The organism is Campylobacter sp. VBCF_01 NA2 (genome assembly GCF_027797205.1).
In the GTDB taxonomy this organism is placed as follows: domain Bacteria; phylum Campylobacterota; class Campylobacteria; order Campylobacterales; family Campylobacteraceae; genus Campylobacter_B.
Window position 1 is genome coordinate 1 of the sequence record NZ_CP115607.1, and the last position, 19014, is coordinate 19014.

Consider the following 19014-nt stretch of genomic DNA (forward strand, 5'->3'; position numbering starts at 1 on the left):
CACGCTCGTATGCTAGATATCGTAGCGGCAACCCCTGATACAGTTGATTCGCTAACTAAACTTGACTTAGCCCCAGAAGTTAATGTCGAAGTTCATGCGATGGGCAAATAAGGAGTTAAAGTATGGAATATATCGTAGAAAAAATAGGCATGAGTAGAACAGTCGGCATCAAAAGCACGCCTGTAACGCTTTTAAAGCTTATTAATACTAAAATTTGCGAAGTATGCAACGACAAGCAAGCTATCGTAGCTTACGCTAACGGCAAAGCATACAACAAATCTATCGCAGGAATTCAGAAAAAATATAGCCTAAGCAAAGAATTTAACAAATTCGCGACACTAAATGTCGAAAATGCTGAGGTTGGCGATCAAAGCACAGAAGTATTAAGCTCGGCTAAAATCGTAAAAGTTACTTTTACTTCAAAAGGTAAAGGTTTCCAAGGTGTTATCAAACGCCACGGTTTCTCTGGCGGTCCAGCAGCTCATGGCTCACGCTTCCACAGAAGACCAGGTTCTATCGGAAACTGCGAGTGGCCAGGTCGCGTCCAACCAGGTATGAGAATGGCAGGTCACACAGGCAATGAGACAATCACTGCTAAAAACGAGATAGTAAGCTTCGATGCTGAGAATAAAATTTTGGTAGTAAAAGGTTCTATCCCAGGATTTAATGGTGCAATGGGCAGAATAAGGATAGTAAAATGAGTAAAGTAAGCGTTCTTAATGAAAAATTAGAAAAAGCTAGCGAAATCGAACTTCCTGCAAAATATGCAGAGGTAAATTCGCACAATTTATATTTATATGTAAAATCTTACCTTGCTTCACTTCGTGCAAATACGGCACAAACAAAAGGTCGTTCAGAAGTTAGCGGTGGTGGCAAAAAACCATGGCGTCAAAAAGGTCGTGGCGGTGCAAGAGCTGGTTCGACTAGAACAAATGTTTGGGTTGGCGGTGCGGTTGCATTTGGTCCGACAAACAACAGAAACTATGAGCAAAAAGTCAATAAAAAACAAAAACGCCTTGCGCTTGAATTTGCTATGAACGAAAAAGCAAACGAGGGCAAATTTTATGTTTTCGATAACCTAAGCGTAGAAAGCGGCAAAACAAAAGACGCTGCTAAATTTATCGAAAAACTAGGTGTAAGAGATGCTTTAATCGTTAAAAACGAGCTAGATGCACAAACACTTTTAGCATACAGAAATTTGAAAAATTGCTATGTAGTTGATGCTAGCGAAGTAAATGCTTATTTGGTTGCAGTATATAGCTCAATCGTATGCGAAAAAGCTGCATTTGAAACATTGGTGAAAGAGGACTAAAATGGCAGATATAACAGATATCAAAACTATACTTTATACAGAAAAGTCTCTTGGCCTACAAGAAAGTGGCGTAGTTGTTATCCAAACAAGTCCGTCAATGACTAAAAATGGACTAAAAAGCGTTTTGAAAGAATACTTTGGCATCGTGCCTGTAAAAGTAAATTCATTGCGCCAAGATGGTAAAGTTAAAAGATTTAGAGGAAGATTAGGCGTAAGAGATGATGTAAAGAAATTTTATGTCAAACTTCCAGAGGGTGCAACCCTAGAAAATGCGGAGGCGTAAGATGGCGATTAAAACATACAAACCATATACTCCAAGTAGAAGATTTATGACAGGCCTTAGCAGCGATGATATCACTGCAAAAGCAAGCGTTAGAAGCCTACTTGTAAAAATCCCAGCCGCTGCTGGTAGAAACAATAATGGTCGCATTACAAGCCGCCATAAAGAAGCTGGTGCTAGCAAACTTTACAGAATTATCGATTTCAAAAGAAGAAAATTTGGAATCCCAGGTAAAGTAGAGGCTATCGAATACGATCCAAACAGAAATTGTAGAATCGCTTTGATCTCTTATGCTGATGGCGAGAAACGCTATATCATTAGACCAAATGAATTAAATGTAGGCGATGTCGTTGCTTCTGCTGAGGCTGGACTAGATATCAAACCGGGCAACGCAATGAAAATGAAAAGTATCCCAGTTGGAACTATCTTGCACAATATCGAGCTAAAACCTGGCAAAGGTGCTCAAATGGCTCGTTCAGCTGGTGGATATGCTCAACTAATGGGTAAAGAGGAAAAATATGTAATCCTACGCTTACCATCAGGCGAGATGAGAAGAGTTTTGGCTGAGTGTATGGCTACTATCGGCGTTGTTGGCAACGAAGACTGGGCCAATGTCGTTCTAGGAAAAGCTGGTCGCAATCGCCACAGAGGAATTCGCCCACAAACCAGAGGTTCTGCTATGAACCCAGTAGATCACCCACACGGTGGTGGTGAAGGCAAGAAAAATTCAGGTCGTCACCCAGTTACTCCATGGGGCAAACCTACAAAAGGTGCGAAAACTCGTCGTAAAAAAGCTAGTGATAAGCTTATAATTTCTAGAAAGAAAGGAAAATAAAAATGGCTAGATCGCTTAAAAAAGGTCCTTTCGTAGATGATCATGTAATGAAAAAAGTAGTAGTTGCAAAGGCTGCTAACGATAACAAACCAATTAAAACTTGGTCAAGACGCAGCACAATCGTTCCTGATATGATTGGACTAACATTTAATGTGCATAATGGCAAAAATTTTATCCCAGTGTATGTTACAGAACACCACATTGGTTATAAATTAGGTGAGTTTGCTCCTACTAGAACTTTCAAAGGCCACAAAGGCTCAGTTCAAAAGAAAATCGGTAAATAAGGGGAAATAAATGAGTAAATCAACTATCAAATTTGTTCGCCTTTCACCGACTAAGGCAAGACTTATCGCAAAACAAGTTCAAGGCATGAACGCTGAATTTGCACTTGCTACATTGGAATTTACTCCAAATCGTGGTGCAAAATATATCGCTACTGCTATTTCAAGCGCAGTTGCTAATGGCGGTTTTGAACCAGAGGAAGTTATAGTAAAAAGTTGTCGCGTAGATGCTGGTCCAGTTCTAAAAAGATTTAGACCACGCGCTCGTGGAACAGCAAGCAGAATCAGAAAGCCAACTTCACACATTAGCGTTGAAGTAGCAAAACCAAGTAAGGAAGCGTAGTATGGGACAAAAAGTTAATCCGATTGGTTTAAGACTAGGTATCAATAGAAACTGGGAATCAAGATGGTTTCCTGCTAAATCAACACTATCAGAAAACATCGGCGAGGATTACAAAATCCGTAAATTCCTAAAAGCTAAACTTTATTACGCAGGAATTAGCCAAATTCTTGTTGAAAGAACAGCTAAAAAAGTTCGCGTAACTATCGTTGCAGCTCGCCCAGGTGTTATCATCGGTAAAAAAGGTGGCGAAGTAGAGAATTTAAGAGCCGAAGTTGTTAAACTAGTAAATAAAGATGTGAATTTAAACATCAAAGAAGAGCGCAAAGTCGGCGCTAATGCACTTTTGGCAGCTGAAAATGTAGCTATGCAATTAGAGCGCAGAGTTGCATTTAGACGCGCTATGAAAAAAGTAATTCAAGGTGCGCAAAAAGCAGGCGCAAAAGGTATTAAAATTTCGGTTTCTGGCCGCTTAGGTGGCGCTGAAATGGCTCGCACAGAGTGGTATTTAGAAGGACGCGTTCCACTTCACACTCTAAGAGCAAAAATCGATTATGGTTTTGCTGAGGCTCATACTACATACGGAAATATCGGTATTAAAGTTTGGATTTTCAAAGGCGAAATTTTGCAAAAAGGAATTCAAGCTGAAAAAACAGAAGAAGCTTCTAAAAAACCACGCAGAACAAGAAGAGGTAAATAGCCATGTTGATGCCTAAAAGAACAAAATATCGTAAGATGATGAAAGGTCGCAATCGCGGCTACGCAACTCGCGGTAATGCTTTGACATTTGGTGATTTTGGTATCAAAGCTGTTGAAGCAGGTAGAATTAATTCACGCCAAATCGAAGCAGCTCGTATCGCGATGACTCGCTATGTAAATCGCCAAGCTAAAATTTGGATTAAGGTATTTCCTGATAAACCACTTACTAAAAAACCTCTACAAACTCGTATGGGTAAAGGTAAAGCTGGTGTAGAAGAGTGGGTAATGAATATCAAACCAGGCAGAATGATTTTCGAGATGACTGGTGTAAGTGAGGAGCAAGCAAGAGCAGCTCTTACGCTATCAATCCACAAATTACCTTTCAAAACAAAAATTGTAACTAGGGATAGCGAAAATGAAATATACTGATTTGAAAGATAAAGATTTAGCTGAGCTAAATAAGATGTTAAAAGATAATAAGTTGCTTTTATTTACGGCTAAGCAAAAGCTTAAAACAATGCAGTTAAGCAATCCTAATGAAATTCGTGCGATCAAAAAAGATATCGCTAGAATCAATACTGCTATAAAAGCAAAATAAGGATAGAGTTATGGCATTTAAAAGAGAAATTCAAGGCGTAGTCGTAAAAAAAGCGGGCAATAAAACTGCTACTATTTTGGTAGAGAGAAGAGTTATCCACCCAAGATATAGAAAAATCGTCAAAAGATTTAAAAAATATCTTATCCATGACGAGAACAATATCGTCAAAATCGGCGATACTATATCAGCAGTTGAGTGCAGACCACTTAGTGCGAAAAAAACATTTCGCTTAAAAGCGGTTTTGAAAACAGGAGTTGAATAATGATACAAAGTTTTACAAGACTTGCAGTAGCTGATAACAGCGGTGCAAAAGAACTTATGTGTATTAAAGTTTTGGGTGGTAGCAAACGCCGCTATGCAACAGTAGGCGATATTATAGTTTGTTCTGTAAAAAAAGCTCTACCAAATGGCAAGATTAAACGCGGTCAAGTTGTAAAAGCCGTCGTCGTTAGAACAAAAAAAGAGCTTCACAGAGGAAATGGCTCTTTGATTAGATTTGATGAAAATGCAGCTGTAATTTTGGATGCAAAAAAAGAGCCGATTGGCACTCGTATTTTTGGCCCAATCGGTAGAGAAGTCAGATACGGCGGTTTTATGAAAATCGTTTCATTGGCTCCGGAGGTTCTATAATGGCAGTGAAATTTAAGATTAAAAAAGGCGATCAAGTAAAAATTATCGCAGGTGATGATAAAGGCAAAACTGGCGTTGTAAAAGCTGTTTTCCCTAAAAAATCACAAGTTATAGTTGAGGGTTGTAAAATAGCTAAAAAAGCTGTTAAACCAACTGAGCAAAATCCAAGCGGCGGTTTCACAAACAAAGAAATGCCTATGGATATTTCAAATGTCGCATTGGTTGAGGGTTGATTATGAACAGATTACAAACTAAATATGTTGAGTCAATTAGACCAGCTTTACAAAAAGAATTTGATATAAAAAATCCTATGCTAATTCCGGCACTTGAAAAAATCGTAATTAGCGTTGGTGTAGGCGAATCTGGCAAAGATCAAAAAGTGCTTCAAAATATGGCTGATACAATCTCTTTGATTGCAGGTCAAAAAGCACTTATTGTAAATGCAAAAAAATCAGTTGCTGGTTTTAAAGTCAGAGAGGGATTTCCTGTCGGTATTATGGTTACATTGCGCAAAGAGCAAATGTATGCGTTTTTTGATAAACTTATCTCAATCGCATTACCAAGAGTAAAAGACTTCCGTGGTGTTGCACGCAATGGCTTTGATGGTCGCGGTAACTATAACTTCGGTTTGCAAGAGCAATTAATGTTCCCTGAGGTAGAGTATGATAATATCCTAAGAACTCACGGTATGAACATTACAATCGTAACTACAACAAATAGCGATAAAGAGGCGTTTAAATTGCTAGAATTATTTGGCATGCCTTTCGCAAAAGGAAAGTAATATGGCAAAAAAATCAATGATAGCTAAGGCAAAACGCCCTGCTAAATTCAGCTCTCGTGCATATACAAGATGCCAAATTTGCGGTCGTCCGCACTCTGTTTATAGAGATTTTGGAATTTGCCGTGTATGTTTAAGAAAAATGGCTAATGAGGGTCTAATCCCTGGCCTTAAAAAAGCTAGCTGGTAAGAAGGAGTAGATATGGTAAATGATCTTATTTCAGACGGATTAACCCGCATTAGAAATGCAGCTATGAGACGCTTAGACACTGCTAAATTGTTTCACTCAAATGTTGTAGAGGCTACTCTTAAAATTTTAGCTCAAAAGGGCTATATCGAGAGCTACAATGTAGTAGAAGAGGGAAACAAAAAATTCATCAATGTTGTTTTAAAATATGATGAAAAAGGCAGAAGTGTAATCAACGAAGTAAAAAGAGTTTCAAAACCAGGTCGTCGTGTTTATCAAGGTAAAGACGAGATCAAAAGATTTAAAAATGGTTATGGAACAGTAGTTGTTAGCACTAGCAAAGGCGTTATGAGCGGTATCGAAGCTAGTAAAGCTGGCGTTGGCGGCGAAGTGCTTTGCACTATTTGGTAAAAAGTTCTACTTTTTATGGCATTGTGGTATCCATTCGTAAAAGTAGTCATACCCTAGACAAATAAAAAGGAAAATTATGTCAAGAATTGGTAAAAAACCTATCTCTATTCCAAACGGAGTAGAGGTAAAAATCGATGGTTCATCTTTAAAATTTAAAAAAGCAAACAACGAAAGAGTCCTTGATTTAAAGGGCAATGTCGATGTTAAAATCGAAGATGGCCAAATTTCGTTTTCACCAAAAGGTGAAGATAGACAAAGCAGAGCGTATTGGGGAACATACCGTGCGCTAGCTAACAACATCGTTATTGGCCTAACTGACGGCTTTACAAAACAGCTTGAAATCAACGGCGTTGGTTACAGAGCTGCGATGAAAGGCAAAGTCTTAGAGCTAAATTTGGGTTTTTCTCATCCGATAAATTTCGATTCACCAGCAGGTATTGAAATTTCAGTAGATAAAAACATCATCACAATCAAAGGCGACGATAAACAAAAAGTTGGTCAAGTCGCTGCTGAGATTAGAGGATTTAGACCACCTGAGCCATACAAAGGCAAAGGTGTAAAATATGTCGAAGAGCATATTATCCGCAAAGCCGGTAAAACATCTAAAAAATAAGGGTTGAGAAATGACAGCAAATGTATTAAAAAGAAAAATAGCTCTAAGAATTAAGAGAAAAAGAAGAATTCGTGCAAAAATTTCCGGCACTAGCTCTTGCCCTAGAATTTCTATTTTCAAATCAAATAGAACAGTTTATGCGCAAGTAATCGATGATGTTGAGGGAAAAACAATATGCGCTGCCAGCGGTAAAACTTTGGGTGTGAAAGCAAACAAAGAAGGCGCTGCTAGCCTTGGCAAAGATTTGGCTGCTAAGCTAAAAGATAAAGGCATTTCTGAGGCGCTTTTTGATAGAAACGGTTATTTATATCACGGAGTGATTGTAAGTTTTGCTGATGCGTTACGCGAAAACGGCATCAAACTATAAACCAAAGGAATTATCGTGGAAAAATATAATAGAGAAGAATTCGAAGAAGTAATCGTTAATATCGGTAGGGTTACAAAGGTCGTAAAAGGTGGTAGAAGATTTAGATTTACTGCCCTAATCGTTGTTGGTAATAGAAATGGTTTAGTTGGCTTTGGTTTTGGAAAATCAAAAGAGGTTCCAGACGCGATTAAAAAAGCCGTAGATGATGCGTTTAAAAACATCATCGAGGTTAAATTAAACGGTTCGACAATCACTCACGATGTAGAGGTTAAATACAACGCTAGTAGAATTTTGCTTAAACCAGCTAGCGAAGGTACCGGCGTAATCGCAGGCGGATCTGTTCGCCCTGTTTTAGAACTTGCAGGCGTTAAAGATATTTTGACTAAGTCTCTTGGTTCAAACAACTCATCAAATGTCGTAAGAGCTACAATGAAGGCTCTTAGCATGCTAAAACACTAACAAGGATTTAAGATGGGATTAGAAAATCTTCAAAAAGCACCAGGCTCTACTCATAGCACCAAAAGACTAGGTCGTGGTCAAGGTAGCGGTCTTGGCAAAACAGCAGGTCGCGGTGGCAAAGGTCAAACTGCGCGCACTGGCTCACATGAAAAAAGAGGTTTTGAGGGTGGCCAACAACCACTTCAAAGAAGATTACCAAAAGTTGGTTTTTATTCAAGATTTGAAAAACCTTATGTAATCAATGTAGAAAAAATTTCAGCTGTAAAAGAGCTAAGCGAGATTACAGTTGATACTATCAGAACTGTTCATAAAATGTCTAGCTCTGTAAAAGTAGTAAAACTTATCGGTGCAAGCGCAAAAGATCTTGCTAGTAAGATAAAAGACGAAAATGTAAAATTTAGCGGACAAAACTAATGAACAAAACACTTCGCAACAAGATACTCATTACATTGGGTTTTCTATTTGCTTTCAGGCTACTGGCTTATGTGCCAGTGCCGGGCGTTGATGTTGAGGTGATAAAAGAATTTTTCAATACAAACAAAGACAATGCCTTTGGTATGTTTAATATGTTTAGCGGTGGCGCGGTCGAAAGATTTAGCGTCATTTCGCTGGGCATTATGCCATACATTACAGCTTCGATTATTATGGAGCTATTATCTGCTACATTTCCAAATTTAGGCAAACTAAAAAAAGAGCGCGACGGTATGCAAAAATATATGCAAATTATTCGTTACGCTACAATCGCTATTGCACTTGTGCAAGCAATCGGTGTTAGTATCGGTTTGCAGGGCATTACGGGCGTAAATGGCGCGAAGGCTATCATGGCAGAAAATACAAACGAATTTATATTTATTTCGTGTATTTCTATGCTTGTAGGAACTATGCTTTTGATGTGGATTGGCGAGCAGATTACTCAAAGAGGTGTTGGAAACGGCACGAGCTTAATCATCTTTGCCGGTATTGTTAGCGCGATACCAACGGCGATCGGCGGCACAGTTCAGCTCGTAAATAATGGCGAACTTAATATCTTAAAATTAATCGCAATCGCCTTAATTATTTTTGCTACAATCGCGGCGATTTTGTATGTCGAGCTAGGCGAGCGCAGGATTCCAATCTCGTTTCCTCGCAAAATTTTAATGGCGAACCAAAACAAACGCATTATGAATTATGTGCCAATCAAGCTAAATTTAAGCGGTGTTATTCCGCCGATTTTCGCTAGTGCGGTATTGATGTTTCCTAGCACGATTTTGACTGCTAGCACAAATTCTTTTGTCCAAAAAGTAGCTGACTTTATCAATCCAAGTAGCTATTTCTTTAATCTTTTGACATTTATTTTAGTTGTATTTTTTGCGTATTTTTACGCTTCAATCGCGTTTAATTCCAAAGATATCAGCGAAAATTTGAAAAAACAAGGTGGATTTATCCCTGGAATTCGTCCAGGTGAGGGCACAGCGACATTTCTAAACGATGTTGCATCTCGCCTTACATTTTGGGGTTCGATTTATCTAGGCTTGGTGACTGTTATTCCATGGTTGCTAGTCAAATTTATGGGTGTTCCATTTTATTTCGGTGGCACGAGCGTGCTAATCGTAGTATCGGTCGCACTTGATACTATGAGAAGAATCGAAGCGCAAGTGTATATGAACAAATACCAAACCCTAAGTGCCGTTGGACTATAAAATGGCAATTTTACTCAAAAATCAAAAAGATTTAGAGGGTTTGCGGGCGGCGAATAAAATCGTCGCCGCTGCCCTTGATTACGCGGAAGAATTCATAAAACCTGGTATGACGCTTTTAGAAGTGGATAAAAAAATCGATGATTTTATCACGAGCAAGGGCGCGTATCCAGCATTTAAAGGGCTTTATGGTTTCCCAAACGCAGCTTGTCTTTCGCTAAACGAAGTTATAATCCATGGCATACCTGATAACACTATCCTAAAAGAGGGCGACATACTAGGCATCGATCTAGGTTCTCGCTTAAATGGATATTACGGCGATAGTGCGCGCACTTTGCCGATTGGCAAAATTTCAAAATCAGACGAAGAGCTCATCGCATGTAGCAAAGACGCGTTGTATCATGCTATCGACACGATAAAGGTCGGCATGCACTTCAAAGAGCTATGCCTAGCTATCGAGCAATTTATCAGAGCGCGTGGATATGTGCCACTATATGGATTTTGCGGGCATGGAATCGGCAAAAAACCGCATGAAGAGCCTGAAATCCCAAATTATTTAGAAGGCAACAATCCAAAATCAGGACCAAAAATCAAAAACGGCATGGTGTTTTGTATCGAGCCGATGATTTGCCAAAAAGACGGCACCCCAGTCGTGGGCGCAGATAAATGGACGACGACGAGCAAAGACGGGCTTAGGACGGCTCATTATGAGCATTGCTTGGCTGTGGTAAATAACAAAGTCGAAATTCTAAGCAAAAGCTTGAAAGATTAAAAGGAGAAAATTTAATGGCAAAAGATGATGTCATTGAGATTGATGGCAATGTGATCGAGGCGTTGCCAAATGCGACATTTAAGGTCGAGCTTGATAACAAGCATGTGATTTTGTGCCATATCGCAGGCAAAATGCGTATGCACTATATCAAAATCATGCCAGGCGATCGCGTCAAAGTCGAGCTTACGCCATACAGCCTTGATAAGGGCAGAATCACTTATCGCTACAAATAAATTTTGCATTTGTAAAATTTAACCAAGTGGTTAAATTTTAAAATTTCGCTTTTAAAATTTAACCCAAATTCTTAAATTTTTGCTTTTAAATTTTGTCTGAATTTTAAAATTTTAGCTTCCAAATTTCACCTAAATTTTAAAATTTTGTTTTTTTTGAAATTCTACGCAAATTTCAAAATTCTACTCCGTAAATTCGCCAAATTTCAGCTAACTCTAACCCCCCCCCGTATAATTAGATGAAAATTTTTTAAAGGATGAAAAATGGCAGCTGTTTTTGACGAGTTTAAAACTATTGCTGAATTTTTGCAGACCACGCAAAAAGAGAAAATTCTAATCCCAGAGTATCAAAGACCTTATGCTTGGGGGTTCGATCAAATCGAAGCTTTATTTAGTGATTTAAAAGATTTTACAATAGATAAAATCAAAGATAAAACCCAAGAAACATATTTTTTAGGCACGATTGTTTATTTTGTCAATGACAATGGCGAAAAAGAAATCATCGACGGACAACAACGCCTAACCTCGATAATGCTACTTTTGCGAGCAATTTACGAAAAATTATCCACTAGCGAGATTACGACGCCTGAGGGTTTGAATTTTATAAATAAAATCGAGCCACTACTTTTCATAAAAAACGAAATGACTGGGCAAGTCGATAAAGACGATATATTGATTAGATCTGATGTCGTATCAGATAGTCAAAACCACACATTTCATCAAATTTTAAAAACTGGTAAAACGCAAAACGGGGCAAAGGATAATTACAGCAAAAATTATGAGAGCTTTTCTAAATTATACGATGAGTTTATTTCGCAAAATTCAGACCCAAAAGCGATTTATTATTTCATAAACAATCTTTTAAATTACACAACCATAATCCCAATCAAAGCCAAAACCCAAGATACCGCTCTTACGATATTTAACACCCTAAACGACCGCGGTATGCCACTAAGCGATGCTGACATTTTTAAGGGGAAAATTTACAAAAATTTAGATGATGATAAAAAAGTAAAATTTATCCAAGAGTGGAAAATTTTAGAAAACGAAACTGAGCTAGCAAATGAAAAAATGCAAAATTTATTTTATATGTATATGTTTTATCTAAGGGCAAAAGCTGATGATAAAGACACCACGACGCCAAAACTTCGCTCGTATTTATTAAAAAAGAAACCCGAATTTTTAAGAGATGATGATTTGCTCGAAAATTTACGCCAAATTTTGAAAATTTTAAAATTTAGCAAGGATTTGAAAGATATTGATGATGAGGTTTGGAGCGAAAATTTGCAGATAAAACAGGTTTTTTCTCTCCTTGTGCTTACAAATAACGAGTGGTGGAAATATCCTAGTATAATATATTATTTGACGCACAAAAACAGTCCAAATTTCGAAAATTTGTATTTGAAATTTTTGCGAAAATTGTTTGTGAGTATTTTTCAAAGATATAGCATAGAACATGCTATAAATTCGATTAAAGCGCCTGTTTTGAAGCTAAATGTAGAAATCACAAATAACGCAGAGCCGAAATTTGATTTTAAAGAAATTTTGGGCGATGAAGAAAATATCTTAAAGGGAAAAATTATCGCGCCACATGTAAATTTGCGCTATGCTTTGGTTTTGTTTGTGGCATACGAAATGGCAAATCAAACCGAGATTTTGCCCGAGCGTTGGGAGCTAGAACACATTTTTCCGCAAAAATGGCAAAACACCTATATCGAGCAAACTTTGGGCTGGACGGATGCGAAATTAAAAGAGCTGTTGTGGAATATTGGTAATCTTACGCCACTTGAAAAAAAGTTAAATATTATGGCGAGTAATGGGTATTTTGACAAGAAAAAAACCGAGTATGCAAAATCAAAAGTGGCGATAACAAATGGAATTGATAAAAATTATAACGAGTGGAAACCTGAAAATATTATCGAGCGAAACGGCGAAATCGTAAAATTTGTAAAAGAAAAATTTAATCAGTGGGCACAATAAATTTAAAATCTAAATTTTCCGCGAAATTTAGGATTTCGCGGATTTTAATGCCTTAAATTTTGCCTTGCTTTGCTCGGTGAAACGCAGGCTTTCGCAGATTTTTTTAATCGTAAGATTTTTGATTTTTTCGTTTTTATACCCCTGCAAAAACTCATAAATTTCACCCTCAAATTTCACGGCGAATTCGCACAGTGCCCACGCTGCCCCCATTTTGACATAGTATTTCTCGCTTCGCTCAGCGCGCGCAGTATCTAGCAAAAGCGCCAAATCCCGCGAATTTACGAAATTTACCAGCAAATTTACATAAAAAAACCGCTTCTCAAACTCGCCCCTAGCCTCCCTAAACCCAAGCGTAAATTCCCGCCAAAGCTCTAAATCGTTTTTGCGTTTAGCGCAAAATGTATCGCAAATGCCCCAGTTTGTGATACGAGGGATAAAATCTCGCGCCAAATTTATGCGATTTTTTTCGCTGATTTTTAGCGAATTTATCAAAATCGCTTTCAGGGTCATTTCTTCGCTAAATTCGCCCTTGGCGCGGATAAATTCTAAAATTTCACTCTCGCTTTTTTCATGCAAAACCTGCTTTGCAAGCGCGCGTAAATGTGGCATTTTCACGCCCAAAATTCGCGCTCCCGGCAGAATTTTCGCGCTAAATTTAGCGTATTTTTTATCGCTTAAATTTCGCAAATTCTCTAAAATTTCCATTTTTGCCCCTTGAATTTGCAAAAATTTTATAAATTTTGCCCTTAAAATTTAATCTAGCTTTTTTAAAGCTTTGTTGTGCTAAAATACTAAATCTTTCAATTCCACGATTACAACAATTTCTTACCGCTTATTTTTGGAGGCGAAAATGAATAAAGATGAACTTTTGAATTTAGCCGTGGTTGCGGCGAAGCGTGCAAATAAGGCGATTATGGAGCATTATGAGAAATTTGATGTCTATGTCAAAGAGGACAAATCTCCGCTAACAACCGCGGATTTGGCTGCAAACGAGGCGATTGTAAGCACGCTAGCACCTAGTGGGATTGCGATTTGCTCCGAAGAGAGCGTGATGAGCGCAGATGAGCGCATGAGCGCGAAGAGGTTTTGGCTAGTCGATCCGCTTGATGGGACGAAGGAATTCATCGCGCGAAATGGCGAATTTTGCGTTTGTATCGCGCTGATAGAGGACGGAAGGCCGATTTTGTCGGTGATTTCATCGCCTGTAAGTGGCGATGTGTATAGCAGTAATGGCGGTGGCATCGTCTATAAAAATGGCGAAAAAATCGAGCGAAAACCAGATTCGCCAAAGACCTTTATGATAGGCCGAAATGGCAGAGGCTCAAAATACATGCCGTTTTGCGAGGAATTTGGGCTTGAATTTACTAGGCTTGGCTCTGCGCTGAAATTTTGCATAATGGCAGAAAACGGGGCGAGCGCGTATGGTAGGTTTAGCGATTGTTCGCTGTGGGATATCGCGGCTGGGGATTTTATAATCCACCAAAGCGGTGGCGCGATAATCGACCTCAAAACAGGTGTCGCTCCGCTGTATAACGGCAAAAGTCTGATAAATAATCACTACATCGTCGTCGATGCAAATACAATAAATTTATTATCAAAAATGGTAGAATTTGCGAAAAATTTATAGATTGTGGTAGAATACGCCTGCAAAATTTTTATCAAAGGATAAAAAATGAAACAGGCTTTTACAATGATCGAATTAATTTTCGTGATTGTTATTTTGGGTATCTTGGCGGCGGTAGCTATCCCTAGACTGGCTGCTACCAGAGACGACGCAGAGATTGTCAAAACGATGAACAATATCACGACATCTCTTAGCGATTTGATGGCGTATTACACATCGCAAGCGCATTATACTTCTTCTATCGCAACGATGACAAATGTTACAAACCCGATTAAGATTAGAAACGATGTTTGTGCTACTTATGAAATCGTTGATGAGAAGCAAATTATCCTTACAAAAGGCTATGACGGATTATGCAAAAAGGTCTGGGCGATGAGCGGATTATCTTCGCTTGAAGATATGTATAGCTCCGATGCGCTAATTATCGTTCAATAACTCCGCAGGGGCTATCCCCTGCGCCTGATAAATCCCAAAACTACTCCCAAAACACAGACAAAAGCAAAAAATCCAAATACAATAAACCAAAGCGTAGGCAAACTTAGGCTTTTTGAGCTTACAAAAAGATACCAGCCGTCATTATAGGCGCTAATTAAATTCGCGCGCATACCGCTGATTTCGAAATTTGCAGGCGGTGTGGGTATATCAAAAGCGCAAGAATTATATGATTTAAAAAGCGAAATTCTATTTAAATCAAAACTCAAAAATTTATTCGCCCCAGCGCAGTTCATCATGCCGTCCATATCGCTACTAGCGCGCACTGCTTTGTGTAGATACGATAGGCTTTTCGCACAAATTAGCCCGCCAAGCGCGCCATAAAACCATAAAAAATACCCACAAATCGTGCTTAGGCTATTCTTACTAAATGCCACAAAAATCACGCCCAGAGCTAAAACGCACAGATCAAACCTAAGCCTAGCGCTGAAAATTTCAGGATACATAAACAAGAAATTTTGCAAAAAGCAGTATGAAAAGCAAACCCACAAACCCGCCCAAACTGCGCAAAATAGCAGAAATTTGCGAGAATATTTATTATTAAATTTTAAATCCATTTTTATCCTTTTTTGCTCGTTATTTTATTATTTTTTGCGCTAAATTTCGATAAAATCGCAAGTTTATTTTGAAATTTATTATAAAAAGGTTCAAATTTGAGGAAAAATCTCCAAATTTTAGAAAAAATTTTCGATAGTTTTGCGAAAATTTTAGGTTTTTTTAGCATTGTTTTTTTAGCCCTTTTAGTCCTTTGCGTTTTTTACAATGTCGTTGCGCGCTATCTTTTTCCAAGCGCGAATTCTGTGGCTATGCAAGAGATTAGCTGGTGGCTGTTTTCGGCGATGTTTTTGTTCGGCTCAACCTATACTTTACAGCAAAATTCCCATGTCAGGGTCGATGTGCTATATGAAAAATTTCGCCCCAAAACAAAGGCGATTATCAATATTTTAGGCACAATCTTTTTTATCTTGCCATTTGTGGCGCTCGTGGCGTATTTTTCGCTAGATTTCGCGCTCGAAGCCTACGAGAGCAAAGAATCCAGCCCAAATCCTGGCGGATTAACGAATTTATGGATAATCAAATCATTTATTAGCCTATCTTATGTCTTTTTGTTTATTTATTCGTTTGGGTTTTTGATAAAAAATATAAATTCGCTAATCCATAACCACCACGGCGAATTTTTAGATGAAAATTCTAGCGCAAAGGCTGTGTGATGATAGGGATTATAATGTTTGGCGCAGCGCTTTTTATGCTGCTTTTGGGATTTCCGGTAGCCTTTACATTTGGGGCTGTGGCGGTGATTTTTGGATTTATTTACGGCGTGAGTGAGGCGTGGGAATACGCCGAGGGAAGCGAGGTTTTTACAGAGGCTATAAGCGAAATGAGCAATCAGTTTTTCTCTCTTATGCCAAACCGAATTTACTCGATTATGGAAAATCAGCTTCTAATCGCGGTTCCGCTTTTTATTTTAATGGGTATGATTTTGCAAAAAACGCGCCTAGCTGAGAGGCTTTTGGAGTCAATGGCGTTTTTATTTGGCGGGGTTCGCGGTGGCGTAGCGATTAGCACTGTTTTGGTGGGTGCGCTTTTAGCGGCTACGACTGGGATTGTGGGTGCTAGCGTGATCGCTATGGGTATTATTAGCCTGCCTGTGATGATGAAATACGGCTACGACAAAGCCCTATCCACCGGCACTATCGCAGCTTCTGGCACGCTTGGACAGATTATTCCGCCCTCAATCGTGCTAATCATTTTAGGCGATGTTTTTTCAGTATCAGTAGGCGAGCTATTTTCCGCAGCTATCGTGCCGGGGCTTGTTTTGGTGGGGCTTTATATAGTTTTTATCCTCATAATCTCGTATGCCAAAAAAGACTGCGCACCCGAACTTCCTAAAATCGATGATGAAACCAAAGCTCGCCAAATTTTTAATGCTCTAAAAAATGTCGTGCCTGTTTTTGTGCTGATTTTGCTAGTTTTAGGCTCTATCTTTGGCGGTATCGCAACTCCGACAGAAAGTTCATCGGTGGGCTGTGTGGGCGCGATAATTTTGTCATTTTTATACCGCACATTTTCATTTTCTTTGCTTTACGACGCACTTCGCCAAAGCGTGAAAATTTCGGGCATGGTTTTTATGATTTTAATGGGCGCAACAGCCTTTTCTATGATTTTTTCATACACGGGCGGGGACTATGTCGTGGAGGATTTCATGCACGCGCTTCCTGGCAAAGAGTGGGGATTTATCGCGCTAACTATGATTGTTATCATAATTTTGGGCTTTTTCCTTGATTATGTTGAAATTTCATATATCATTTTGCCGATTTTATTCCCGATAGTCGAAGCGATGAATATAAATCCAGTTTGGTTTGCGATACTAATCGCTGTAAATTTACAAACATCATTTATGACGCCACCTTTTGGATTTTCGATATTTTTCCTAAAAGGTGTCGCGCCAAAATCAGTGCGCACGACAGACATTTATCGTGGAGTGTTGCCGTTTATCGGGCTTCAAATTTTAGTTCTTTTCGCCCTTGCGATTTATCCAGAAATTTTTGGATTAAAAGCTTTTTTAGGCTAGAAATTGTAGAATTTAGAATTATTTTAAAGGAGTTAGCATGAGCAAAAAATTTATTGATGTTATGGACACTACATTTCGCGATGGTTTCCAATCTGTCTTTGGTGCGCGTGTAGCGATGAAGGACTTTTTGCCAGCAGTGAGCGCGGCAAAAGAGGCTGGGATTAGACACTTTGAATTTGGCGGTGGAGCTAGATTTCAGAGTCTGTATTTTTATCTAAACGAAGACGCGTTTGCGATGATGGATAAATTCCGCGAAACCGTGGGAGACGAGGCAAACCTGCAAACCCTAGCCAGAGGCGTAAATACCGTTACGCTTGATACTGGTTCGCGCGAAATGATAGACATGCATGCCAAACTCTTTGCCAAACACGGAACTACGACTATTCGAAATTTTGACGCCTTAAATGATGTCGAAAATTTAAAATATAGTGGCGAGCGTATCAAGGCGCATGGATTAAAACACGAAATTACCGTTACTATGATGGATTTACCACCTCGTTGCTCTGGCGCGCATGATCCTGAATTTTATGCTGGAATTTTACGCAAAATTTTAGAGGCTGGTATTCCTTTTGATAGCGTTTGTTTCAAAGATGCTAGCGGAACTTCAAGCCCACAAAAGGTTTTTGAGACCGTAAGAAGAGCGCGCAAACTCCTAGGAAACGATATTCATATCAGACTTCACACTCACGAAACAGCTGGCGTTAGCGTGGCTTGCTATCAAGCAGCCCTAGCAGCAGGCGTCGATGGAATTGATCTAGCTGCGTATCCAGTCAGCGGAGGCACAAGCCAACCAGATATTTTGACGATTTTACACGCGACAAAGGGGCAAAATTTTGATTTCGGCTTTGACGCTGAGAAAATTTTAAAATACGAAGAGGTTTTGGAGGATTGTTTGAGGGATTATTTCTTGCCGCCAGAAGCGACAATGGTAAGCCCAATAATCCCATTTTCGCCTATGCCAGGTGGCGCGCTAACTGCAAATACGCAAATGATGCGCGATAACAAAATCATGGATAAATTCCCCTCTGTCATCAAAGCTATGCGCGAAGTCGTCGAAAAGGGCGGTTATGGCACGAGCGTAACGCCTGTAAGTCAATTTTATTTCCAACAAGCATTTAATAATGTAATGTTTGGAGAGTGGAAAAAAATCGCTGATGGATACGGCAAAATGGTGCTTGGATACTTTGGCAAAACCCCAGTTGCCCCTGATAGCGAGGTCGTAAGATTAGCTAGCGAGCAGCTTGGCTTAGAGCCTACTACCAAAAATGCCGTTGATTTGGCTGATTTGGACGAGACAAAGAGTATTGCTTATGCTAAAAAACAGCTAGAAGATGAAAATATCGAACCAAGCGAGGAAAATATTTTTATCGCTCTTGCGTGCCGTGAAAAGGGCATTGCCTTCTTAAAAGGCGAGGGCAAGGTAATGATCCGCAAAAACGAAGCAAAAGAATCTAGCGAGGGCGGTGAGAAAAAGGCAAAATCTGATAAATTTGACATTAATGTCAATGGCAAAGCCTATGCAGTGGAATTTAGCGGAAATAAGGTCTTAGTAAATGGCGATAGTTACAATGTCAGCATTGGCATGGCAGAGCCTAGCGAGGCCAAAACTGAGGCGAAATCAAGTGCAAATAGCGATGATATTGTGGCTAGCCTGCCAAGTAATGTGTTTAAAATTTTAGTCAAACCTGGCGAAAAAGTCGTAGCTGGTCAAACCGTAGTCGTGCTAGAAGCTATGAAAATGGAGATAAACATCGAAAGCCCAAGAGACGGCGAAGTCGCTGAAATTTTGGTATTCCAAGGTCAAAGCGTCGATGCAGATGACCCATTAATCCACTTAAAATAATTTTAAATTTAACTACCACAGGGGCGGAATTTAGC

The 19014-nt window shown here is 39.1% G+C and carries 29 protein-coding genes and 2 pseudogenes; 29 read left to right on the top strand and 2 right to left on the bottom strand.

From position 1 onward, the window contains the following. From PF027_RS00005 to PF027_RS00120, 24 genes and pseudogenes are all read left to right on the top strand, one after another. A pseudogene (locus PF027_RS00005) lies at positions 1 to 111 on the top strand (30S ribosomal protein S10); the annotation flags it as partial. A gap of 11 nt (positions 112 to 122) precedes the next feature. Further along, on the top strand, positions 123 to 701 hold the full coding sequence (rplC, locus tag PF027_RS00010) for a 50S ribosomal protein L3 (protein ID WP_270858577.1): 579 nt from the start codon (positions 123 to 125) through the stop codon (positions 699 to 701). Continuing rightward, positions 698 to 1312 carry a 50S ribosomal protein L4 gene (gene rplD / locus PF027_RS00015; RefSeq protein ID WP_270858576.1) on the top strand — a complete coding sequence of 205 codons (615 nt, stop codon included), beginning with the start codon at positions 698 to 700 and terminating at the stop codon, positions 1310 to 1312. Before rplC ends, rplD begins: the two co-directional genes overlap by 4 nt. Position 1313: 1 nt before the next feature. Beyond that, positions 1314 to 1595: a 50S ribosomal protein L23 gene (locus tag PF027_RS00020; RefSeq protein ID WP_270858575.1), complete on the top strand. Its 282-nt coding sequence runs from the start codon at positions 1314 to 1316 to the stop codon at positions 1593 to 1595. 1 nt (position 1596) lies between these two features. Next, a complete protein-coding gene (gene rplB, locus PF027_RS00025) occupies positions 1597 to 2427 on the top strand; it encodes a 50S ribosomal protein L2 (protein WP_270858574.1) in 831 nt (276 codons plus the stop codon). Positions 2428 to 2429: 2 nt separating this feature from the next. Further along, a complete protein-coding gene (gene rpsS / locus PF027_RS00030) occupies positions 2430 to 2711 on the top strand; it encodes a 30S ribosomal protein S19 (protein ID WP_270877271.1) in 282 nt (93 codons plus the stop codon). A 10-nt stretch (positions 2712 to 2721) separates the two neighbouring features. Continuing rightward, a pseudogene (rplV, locus tag PF027_RS00035) lies at positions 2722 to 3033 on the top strand (50S ribosomal protein L22); the annotation flags it as partial. Between the two features lie 19 nt (positions 3034 to 3052). Continuing rightward, positions 3053 to 3748, top strand: coding sequence for a 30S ribosomal protein S3 (rpsC, locus tag PF027_RS00040; protein WP_270858572.1), 696 nt, complete (start codon positions 3053 to 3055; stop codon positions 3746 to 3748). A gap of 2 nt (positions 3749 to 3750) precedes the next feature. Beyond that, positions 3751 to 4176, top strand: a complete 426-nt coding sequence (gene rplP, locus PF027_RS00045) for a 50S ribosomal protein L16 (RefSeq protein ID WP_270858571.1) — start codon at positions 3751 to 3753, stop codon at positions 4174 to 4176. Then, a complete protein-coding gene (gene rpmC, locus PF027_RS00050) occupies positions 4163 to 4345 on the top strand; it encodes a 50S ribosomal protein L29 (protein WP_270858570.1) in 183 nt (60 codons plus the stop codon). Before rplP ends, rpmC begins: the two co-directional genes overlap by 14 nt. 10 nt (positions 4346 to 4355) lie before the next feature. Beyond that, entirely contained in the window at positions 4356 to 4607 is a 252-nt protein-coding gene (rpsQ, locus tag PF027_RS00055; protein ID WP_270858569.1) for a 30S ribosomal protein S17, read from the top strand. After that, complete coding sequence (gene rplN, locus PF027_RS00060) at positions 4607 to 4975, top strand: 50S ribosomal protein L14 (RefSeq protein WP_270858568.1); 369 nt, start codon at positions 4607 to 4609, stop codon at positions 4973 to 4975. Before rpsQ ends, rplN begins: the two co-directional genes overlap by 1 nt. Further along, positions 4975 to 5208 (top strand): 50S ribosomal protein L24, encoded by a 234-nt coding sequence (gene rplX / locus PF027_RS00065; RefSeq protein ID WP_270858567.1) that lies wholly within the window; start codon positions 4975 to 4977, stop codon positions 5206 to 5208. Before rplN ends, rplX begins: the two co-directional genes overlap by 1 nt. A 2-nt stretch (positions 5209 to 5210) precedes the next feature. Next, positions 5211 to 5756, top strand: a complete 546-nt coding sequence (gene rplE / locus PF027_RS00070; protein WP_270858566.1) for a 50S ribosomal protein L5 — start codon at positions 5211 to 5213, stop codon at positions 5754 to 5756. 1 nt (position 5757) lies between these two features. Continuing rightward, entirely contained in the window at positions 5758 to 5943 is a 186-nt protein-coding gene (locus PF027_RS00075; protein ID WP_270858565.1) for a type Z 30S ribosomal protein S14, read from the top strand. A gap of 12 nt (positions 5944 to 5955) precedes the next feature. Then, a complete protein-coding gene (gene rpsH, locus PF027_RS00080) occupies positions 5956 to 6351 on the top strand; it encodes a 30S ribosomal protein S8 (protein ID WP_270858564.1) in 396 nt (131 codons plus the stop codon). Positions 6352 to 6427: 76 nt separating this feature from the next. Further along, positions 6428 to 6964, top strand: a complete 537-nt coding sequence (gene rplF / locus PF027_RS00085) for a 50S ribosomal protein L6 (protein ID WP_270858563.1) — start codon at positions 6428 to 6430, stop codon at positions 6962 to 6964. A gap of 10 nt (positions 6965 to 6974) precedes the next feature. Beyond that, on the top strand, positions 6975 to 7331 hold the full coding sequence (gene rplR, locus PF027_RS00090; protein ID WP_270865758.1) for a 50S ribosomal protein L18: 357 nt from the start codon (positions 6975 to 6977) through the stop codon (positions 7329 to 7331). Positions 7332 to 7346: 15 nt separating this feature from the next. Next, complete coding sequence (gene rpsE / locus PF027_RS00095) at positions 7347 to 7790, top strand: 30S ribosomal protein S5 (protein WP_270858561.1); 444 nt, start codon at positions 7347 to 7349, stop codon at positions 7788 to 7790. Positions 7791 to 7802: 12 nt separating this feature from the next. Further along, positions 7803 to 8204 (top strand): 50S ribosomal protein L15, encoded by a 402-nt coding sequence (rplO, locus tag PF027_RS00100; RefSeq protein ID WP_270858560.1) that lies wholly within the window; start codon positions 7803 to 7805, stop codon positions 8202 to 8204. Continuing rightward, complete coding sequence (secY, locus tag PF027_RS00105) at positions 8204 to 9469, top strand: preprotein translocase subunit SecY (RefSeq protein WP_270858559.1); 1266 nt, start codon at positions 8204 to 8206, stop codon at positions 9467 to 9469. Before rplO ends, secY begins: the two co-directional genes overlap by 1 nt. A 1-nt stretch (position 9470) precedes the next feature. Continuing rightward, the gene (gene map / locus PF027_RS00110; RefSeq protein ID WP_270858558.1) at positions 9471 to 10238 is read left to right on the top strand and encodes a type I methionyl aminopeptidase; all 768 of its coding nucleotides are present in this window, start codon (positions 9471 to 9473) and stop codon (positions 10236 to 10238) included. A 14-nt stretch (positions 10239 to 10252) separates the two neighbouring features. After that, positions 10253 to 10471 (top strand): translation initiation factor IF-1, encoded by a 219-nt coding sequence (gene infA, locus PF027_RS00115; RefSeq protein ID WP_005869854.1) that lies wholly within the window; start codon positions 10253 to 10255, stop codon positions 10469 to 10471. A 261-nt stretch (positions 10472 to 10732) separates the two neighbouring features. Continuing rightward, the gene (locus tag PF027_RS00120) at positions 10733 to 12448 is read left to right on the top strand and encodes a DUF262 domain-containing protein (protein ID WP_270872632.1); all 1716 of its coding nucleotides are present in this window, start codon (positions 10733 to 10735) and stop codon (positions 12446 to 12448) included. A 27-nt stretch (positions 12449 to 12475) separates the two neighbouring features. Here the strand turns inward: PF027_RS00120 and PF027_RS00125 are convergent, their stop codons facing one another. Next, positions 12476 to 13153: a DNA alkylation repair protein gene (locus PF027_RS00125; RefSeq protein ID WP_270867885.1), complete on the bottom strand. Its 678-nt coding sequence runs from the start codon at positions 13151 to 13153 to the stop codon at positions 12476 to 12478. Between the two features lie 145 nt (positions 13154 to 13298). Between PF027_RS00125 and PF027_RS00130 the strand changes: the two genes are divergently transcribed. Together PF027_RS00130 and PF027_RS00135 are read left to right on the top strand one after the other, a co-directional pair. Continuing rightward, positions 13299 to 14075 carry a 3'(2'),5'-bisphosphate nucleotidase CysQ family protein gene (locus PF027_RS00130; protein ID WP_270867886.1) on the top strand — a complete coding sequence of 259 codons (777 nt, stop codon included), beginning with the start codon at positions 13299 to 13301 and terminating at the stop codon, positions 14073 to 14075. A 45-nt stretch (positions 14076 to 14120) separates the two neighbouring features. Next, positions 14121 to 14507 carry a type II secretion system protein gene (locus PF027_RS00135; protein ID WP_270872633.1) on the top strand — a complete coding sequence of 129 codons (387 nt, stop codon included), beginning with the start codon at positions 14121 to 14123 and terminating at the stop codon, positions 14505 to 14507. An 11-nt stretch (positions 14508 to 14518) separates the two neighbouring features. Here PF027_RS00135 and PF027_RS00140 read toward each other — a convergent pair whose 3' ends face one another. After that, positions 14519 to 15121, bottom strand: a complete 603-nt coding sequence (locus tag PF027_RS00140; RefSeq protein WP_270872634.1) for a hypothetical protein — start codon at positions 15119 to 15121, stop codon at positions 14519 to 14521. 96 nt (positions 15122 to 15217) lie between these two features. Here PF027_RS00140 and PF027_RS00145 point away from each other — a divergent pair, with 96 nt between their 5' ends. From PF027_RS00145 to PF027_RS00155, 3 genes are read left to right on the top strand one after another with little or no spacing between them, the layout of a single operon-like run. Beyond that, complete coding sequence (locus PF027_RS00145) at positions 15218 to 15775, top strand: TRAP transporter small permease subunit (RefSeq protein ID WP_270872635.1); 558 nt, start codon at positions 15218 to 15220, stop codon at positions 15773 to 15775. After that, entirely contained in the window at positions 15775 to 17136 is a 1362-nt protein-coding gene (locus tag PF027_RS00150; RefSeq protein ID WP_270858552.1) for a TRAP transporter large permease, read from the top strand. The genes PF027_RS00145 and PF027_RS00150 overlap by 1 nt, the downstream gene beginning before the upstream one ends. A gap of 37 nt (positions 17137 to 17173) precedes the next feature. Further along, positions 17174 to 18979 (top strand): biotin/lipoyl-containing protein, encoded by a 1806-nt coding sequence (locus PF027_RS00155; protein ID WP_270872636.1) that lies wholly within the window; start codon positions 17174 to 17176, stop codon positions 18977 to 18979. The last annotated feature ends 35 nt before the right edge of the window (positions 18980 to 19014 follow it).

What these genes read in the sequence shown, in the direction of transcription:
- PF027_RS00020 (WP_270858575.1), top strand. Translation starts at nt 1,314, where the DNA reads ATGGCAGATATAACAGATATCAAAACTATACTTTATACAGAAAAGTCT.
- PF027_RS00150 (WP_270858552.1), top strand. Translation starts at nt 15,775, where the DNA reads ATGATAGGGATTATAATGTTTGGCGCAGCGCTTTTTATGCTGCTTTTG.
- rplD (WP_270858576.1), top strand. Translation starts at nt 698, where the DNA reads ATGAGTAAAGTAAGCGTTCTTAATGAAAAATTAGAAAAAGCTAGCGAA.
- rplO (WP_270858560.1), top strand. Translation starts at nt 7,803, where the DNA reads ATGGGATTAGAAAATCTTCAAAAAGCACCAGGCTCTACTCATAGCACC.
- map (WP_270858558.1), top strand. Translation starts at nt 9,471, where the DNA reads ATGGCAATTTTACTCAAAAATCAAAAAGATTTAGAGGGTTTGCGGGCG.
- PF027_RS00140 (WP_270872634.1), bottom strand. Translation starts at nt 15,121, where the DNA reads ATGGATTTAAAATTTAATAATAAATATTCTCGCAAATTTCTGCTATTT.
- rplE (WP_270858566.1), top strand. Translation starts at nt 5,211, where the DNA reads ATGAACAGATTACAAACTAAATATGTTGAGTCAATTAGACCAGCTTTA.
- rpsS (WP_270877271.1), top strand. Translation starts at nt 2,430, where the DNA reads ATGGCTAGATCGCTTAAAAAAGGTCCTTTCGTAGATGATCATGTAATG.
- rplF (WP_270858563.1), top strand. Translation starts at nt 6,428, where the DNA reads ATGTCAAGAATTGGTAAAAAACCTATCTCTATTCCAAACGGAGTAGAG.
- secY (WP_270858559.1), top strand. Translation starts at nt 8,204, where the DNA reads ATGAACAAAACACTTCGCAACAAGATACTCATTACATTGGGTTTTCTA.
- rpmC (WP_270858570.1), top strand. Translation starts at nt 4,163, where the DNA reads ATGAAATATACTGATTTGAAAGATAAAGATTTAGCTGAGCTAAATAAG.
- rplR (WP_270865758.1), top strand. Translation starts at nt 6,975, where the DNA reads ATGACAGCAAATGTATTAAAAAGAAAAATAGCTCTAAGAATTAAGAGA.
- PF027_RS00125 (WP_270867885.1), bottom strand. Translation starts at nt 13,153, where the DNA reads ATGGAAATTTTAGAGAATTTGCGAAATTTAAGCGATAAAAAATACGCT.
- rpsH (WP_270858564.1), top strand. Translation starts at nt 5,956, where the DNA reads ATGGTAAATGATCTTATTTCAGACGGATTAACCCGCATTAGAAATGCA.
- rpsC (WP_270858572.1), top strand. Translation starts at nt 3,053, where the DNA reads ATGGGACAAAAAGTTAATCCGATTGGTTTAAGACTAGGTATCAATAGA.
- PF027_RS00135 (WP_270872633.1), top strand. Translation starts at nt 14,121, where the DNA reads ATGAAACAGGCTTTTACAATGATCGAATTAATTTTCGTGATTGTTATT.
- PF027_RS00130 (WP_270867886.1), top strand. Translation starts at nt 13,299, where the DNA reads ATGAATAAAGATGAACTTTTGAATTTAGCCGTGGTTGCGGCGAAGCGT.
- PF027_RS00075 (WP_270858565.1), top strand. Translation starts at nt 5,758, where the DNA reads ATGGCAAAAAAATCAATGATAGCTAAGGCAAAACGCCCTGCTAAATTC.
- rplC (WP_270858577.1), top strand. Translation starts at nt 123, where the DNA reads ATGGAATATATCGTAGAAAAAATAGGCATGAGTAGAACAGTCGGCATC.
- rplB (WP_270858574.1), top strand. Translation starts at nt 1,597, where the DNA reads ATGGCGATTAAAACATACAAACCATATACTCCAAGTAGAAGATTTATG.
- rplP (WP_270858571.1), top strand. Translation starts at nt 3,751, where the DNA reads ATGTTGATGCCTAAAAGAACAAAATATCGTAAGATGATGAAAGGTCGC.
- rplX (WP_270858567.1), top strand. Translation starts at nt 4,975, where the DNA reads ATGGCAGTGAAATTTAAGATTAAAAAAGGCGATCAAGTAAAAATTATC.
- PF027_RS00155 (WP_270872636.1), top strand. Translation starts at nt 17,174, where the DNA reads ATGAGCAAAAAATTTATTGATGTTATGGACACTACATTTCGCGATGGT.
- rplN (WP_270858568.1), top strand. Translation starts at nt 4,607, where the DNA reads ATGATACAAAGTTTTACAAGACTTGCAGTAGCTGATAACAGCGGTGCA.
- infA (WP_005869854.1), top strand. Translation starts at nt 10,253, where the DNA reads ATGGCAAAAGATGATGTCATTGAGATTGATGGCAATGTGATCGAGGCG.
- PF027_RS00120 (WP_270872632.1), top strand. Translation starts at nt 10,733, where the DNA reads ATGGCAGCTGTTTTTGACGAGTTTAAAACTATTGCTGAATTTTTGCAG.
- rpsQ (WP_270858569.1), top strand. Translation starts at nt 4,356, where the DNA reads ATGGCATTTAAAAGAGAAATTCAAGGCGTAGTCGTAAAAAAAGCGGGC.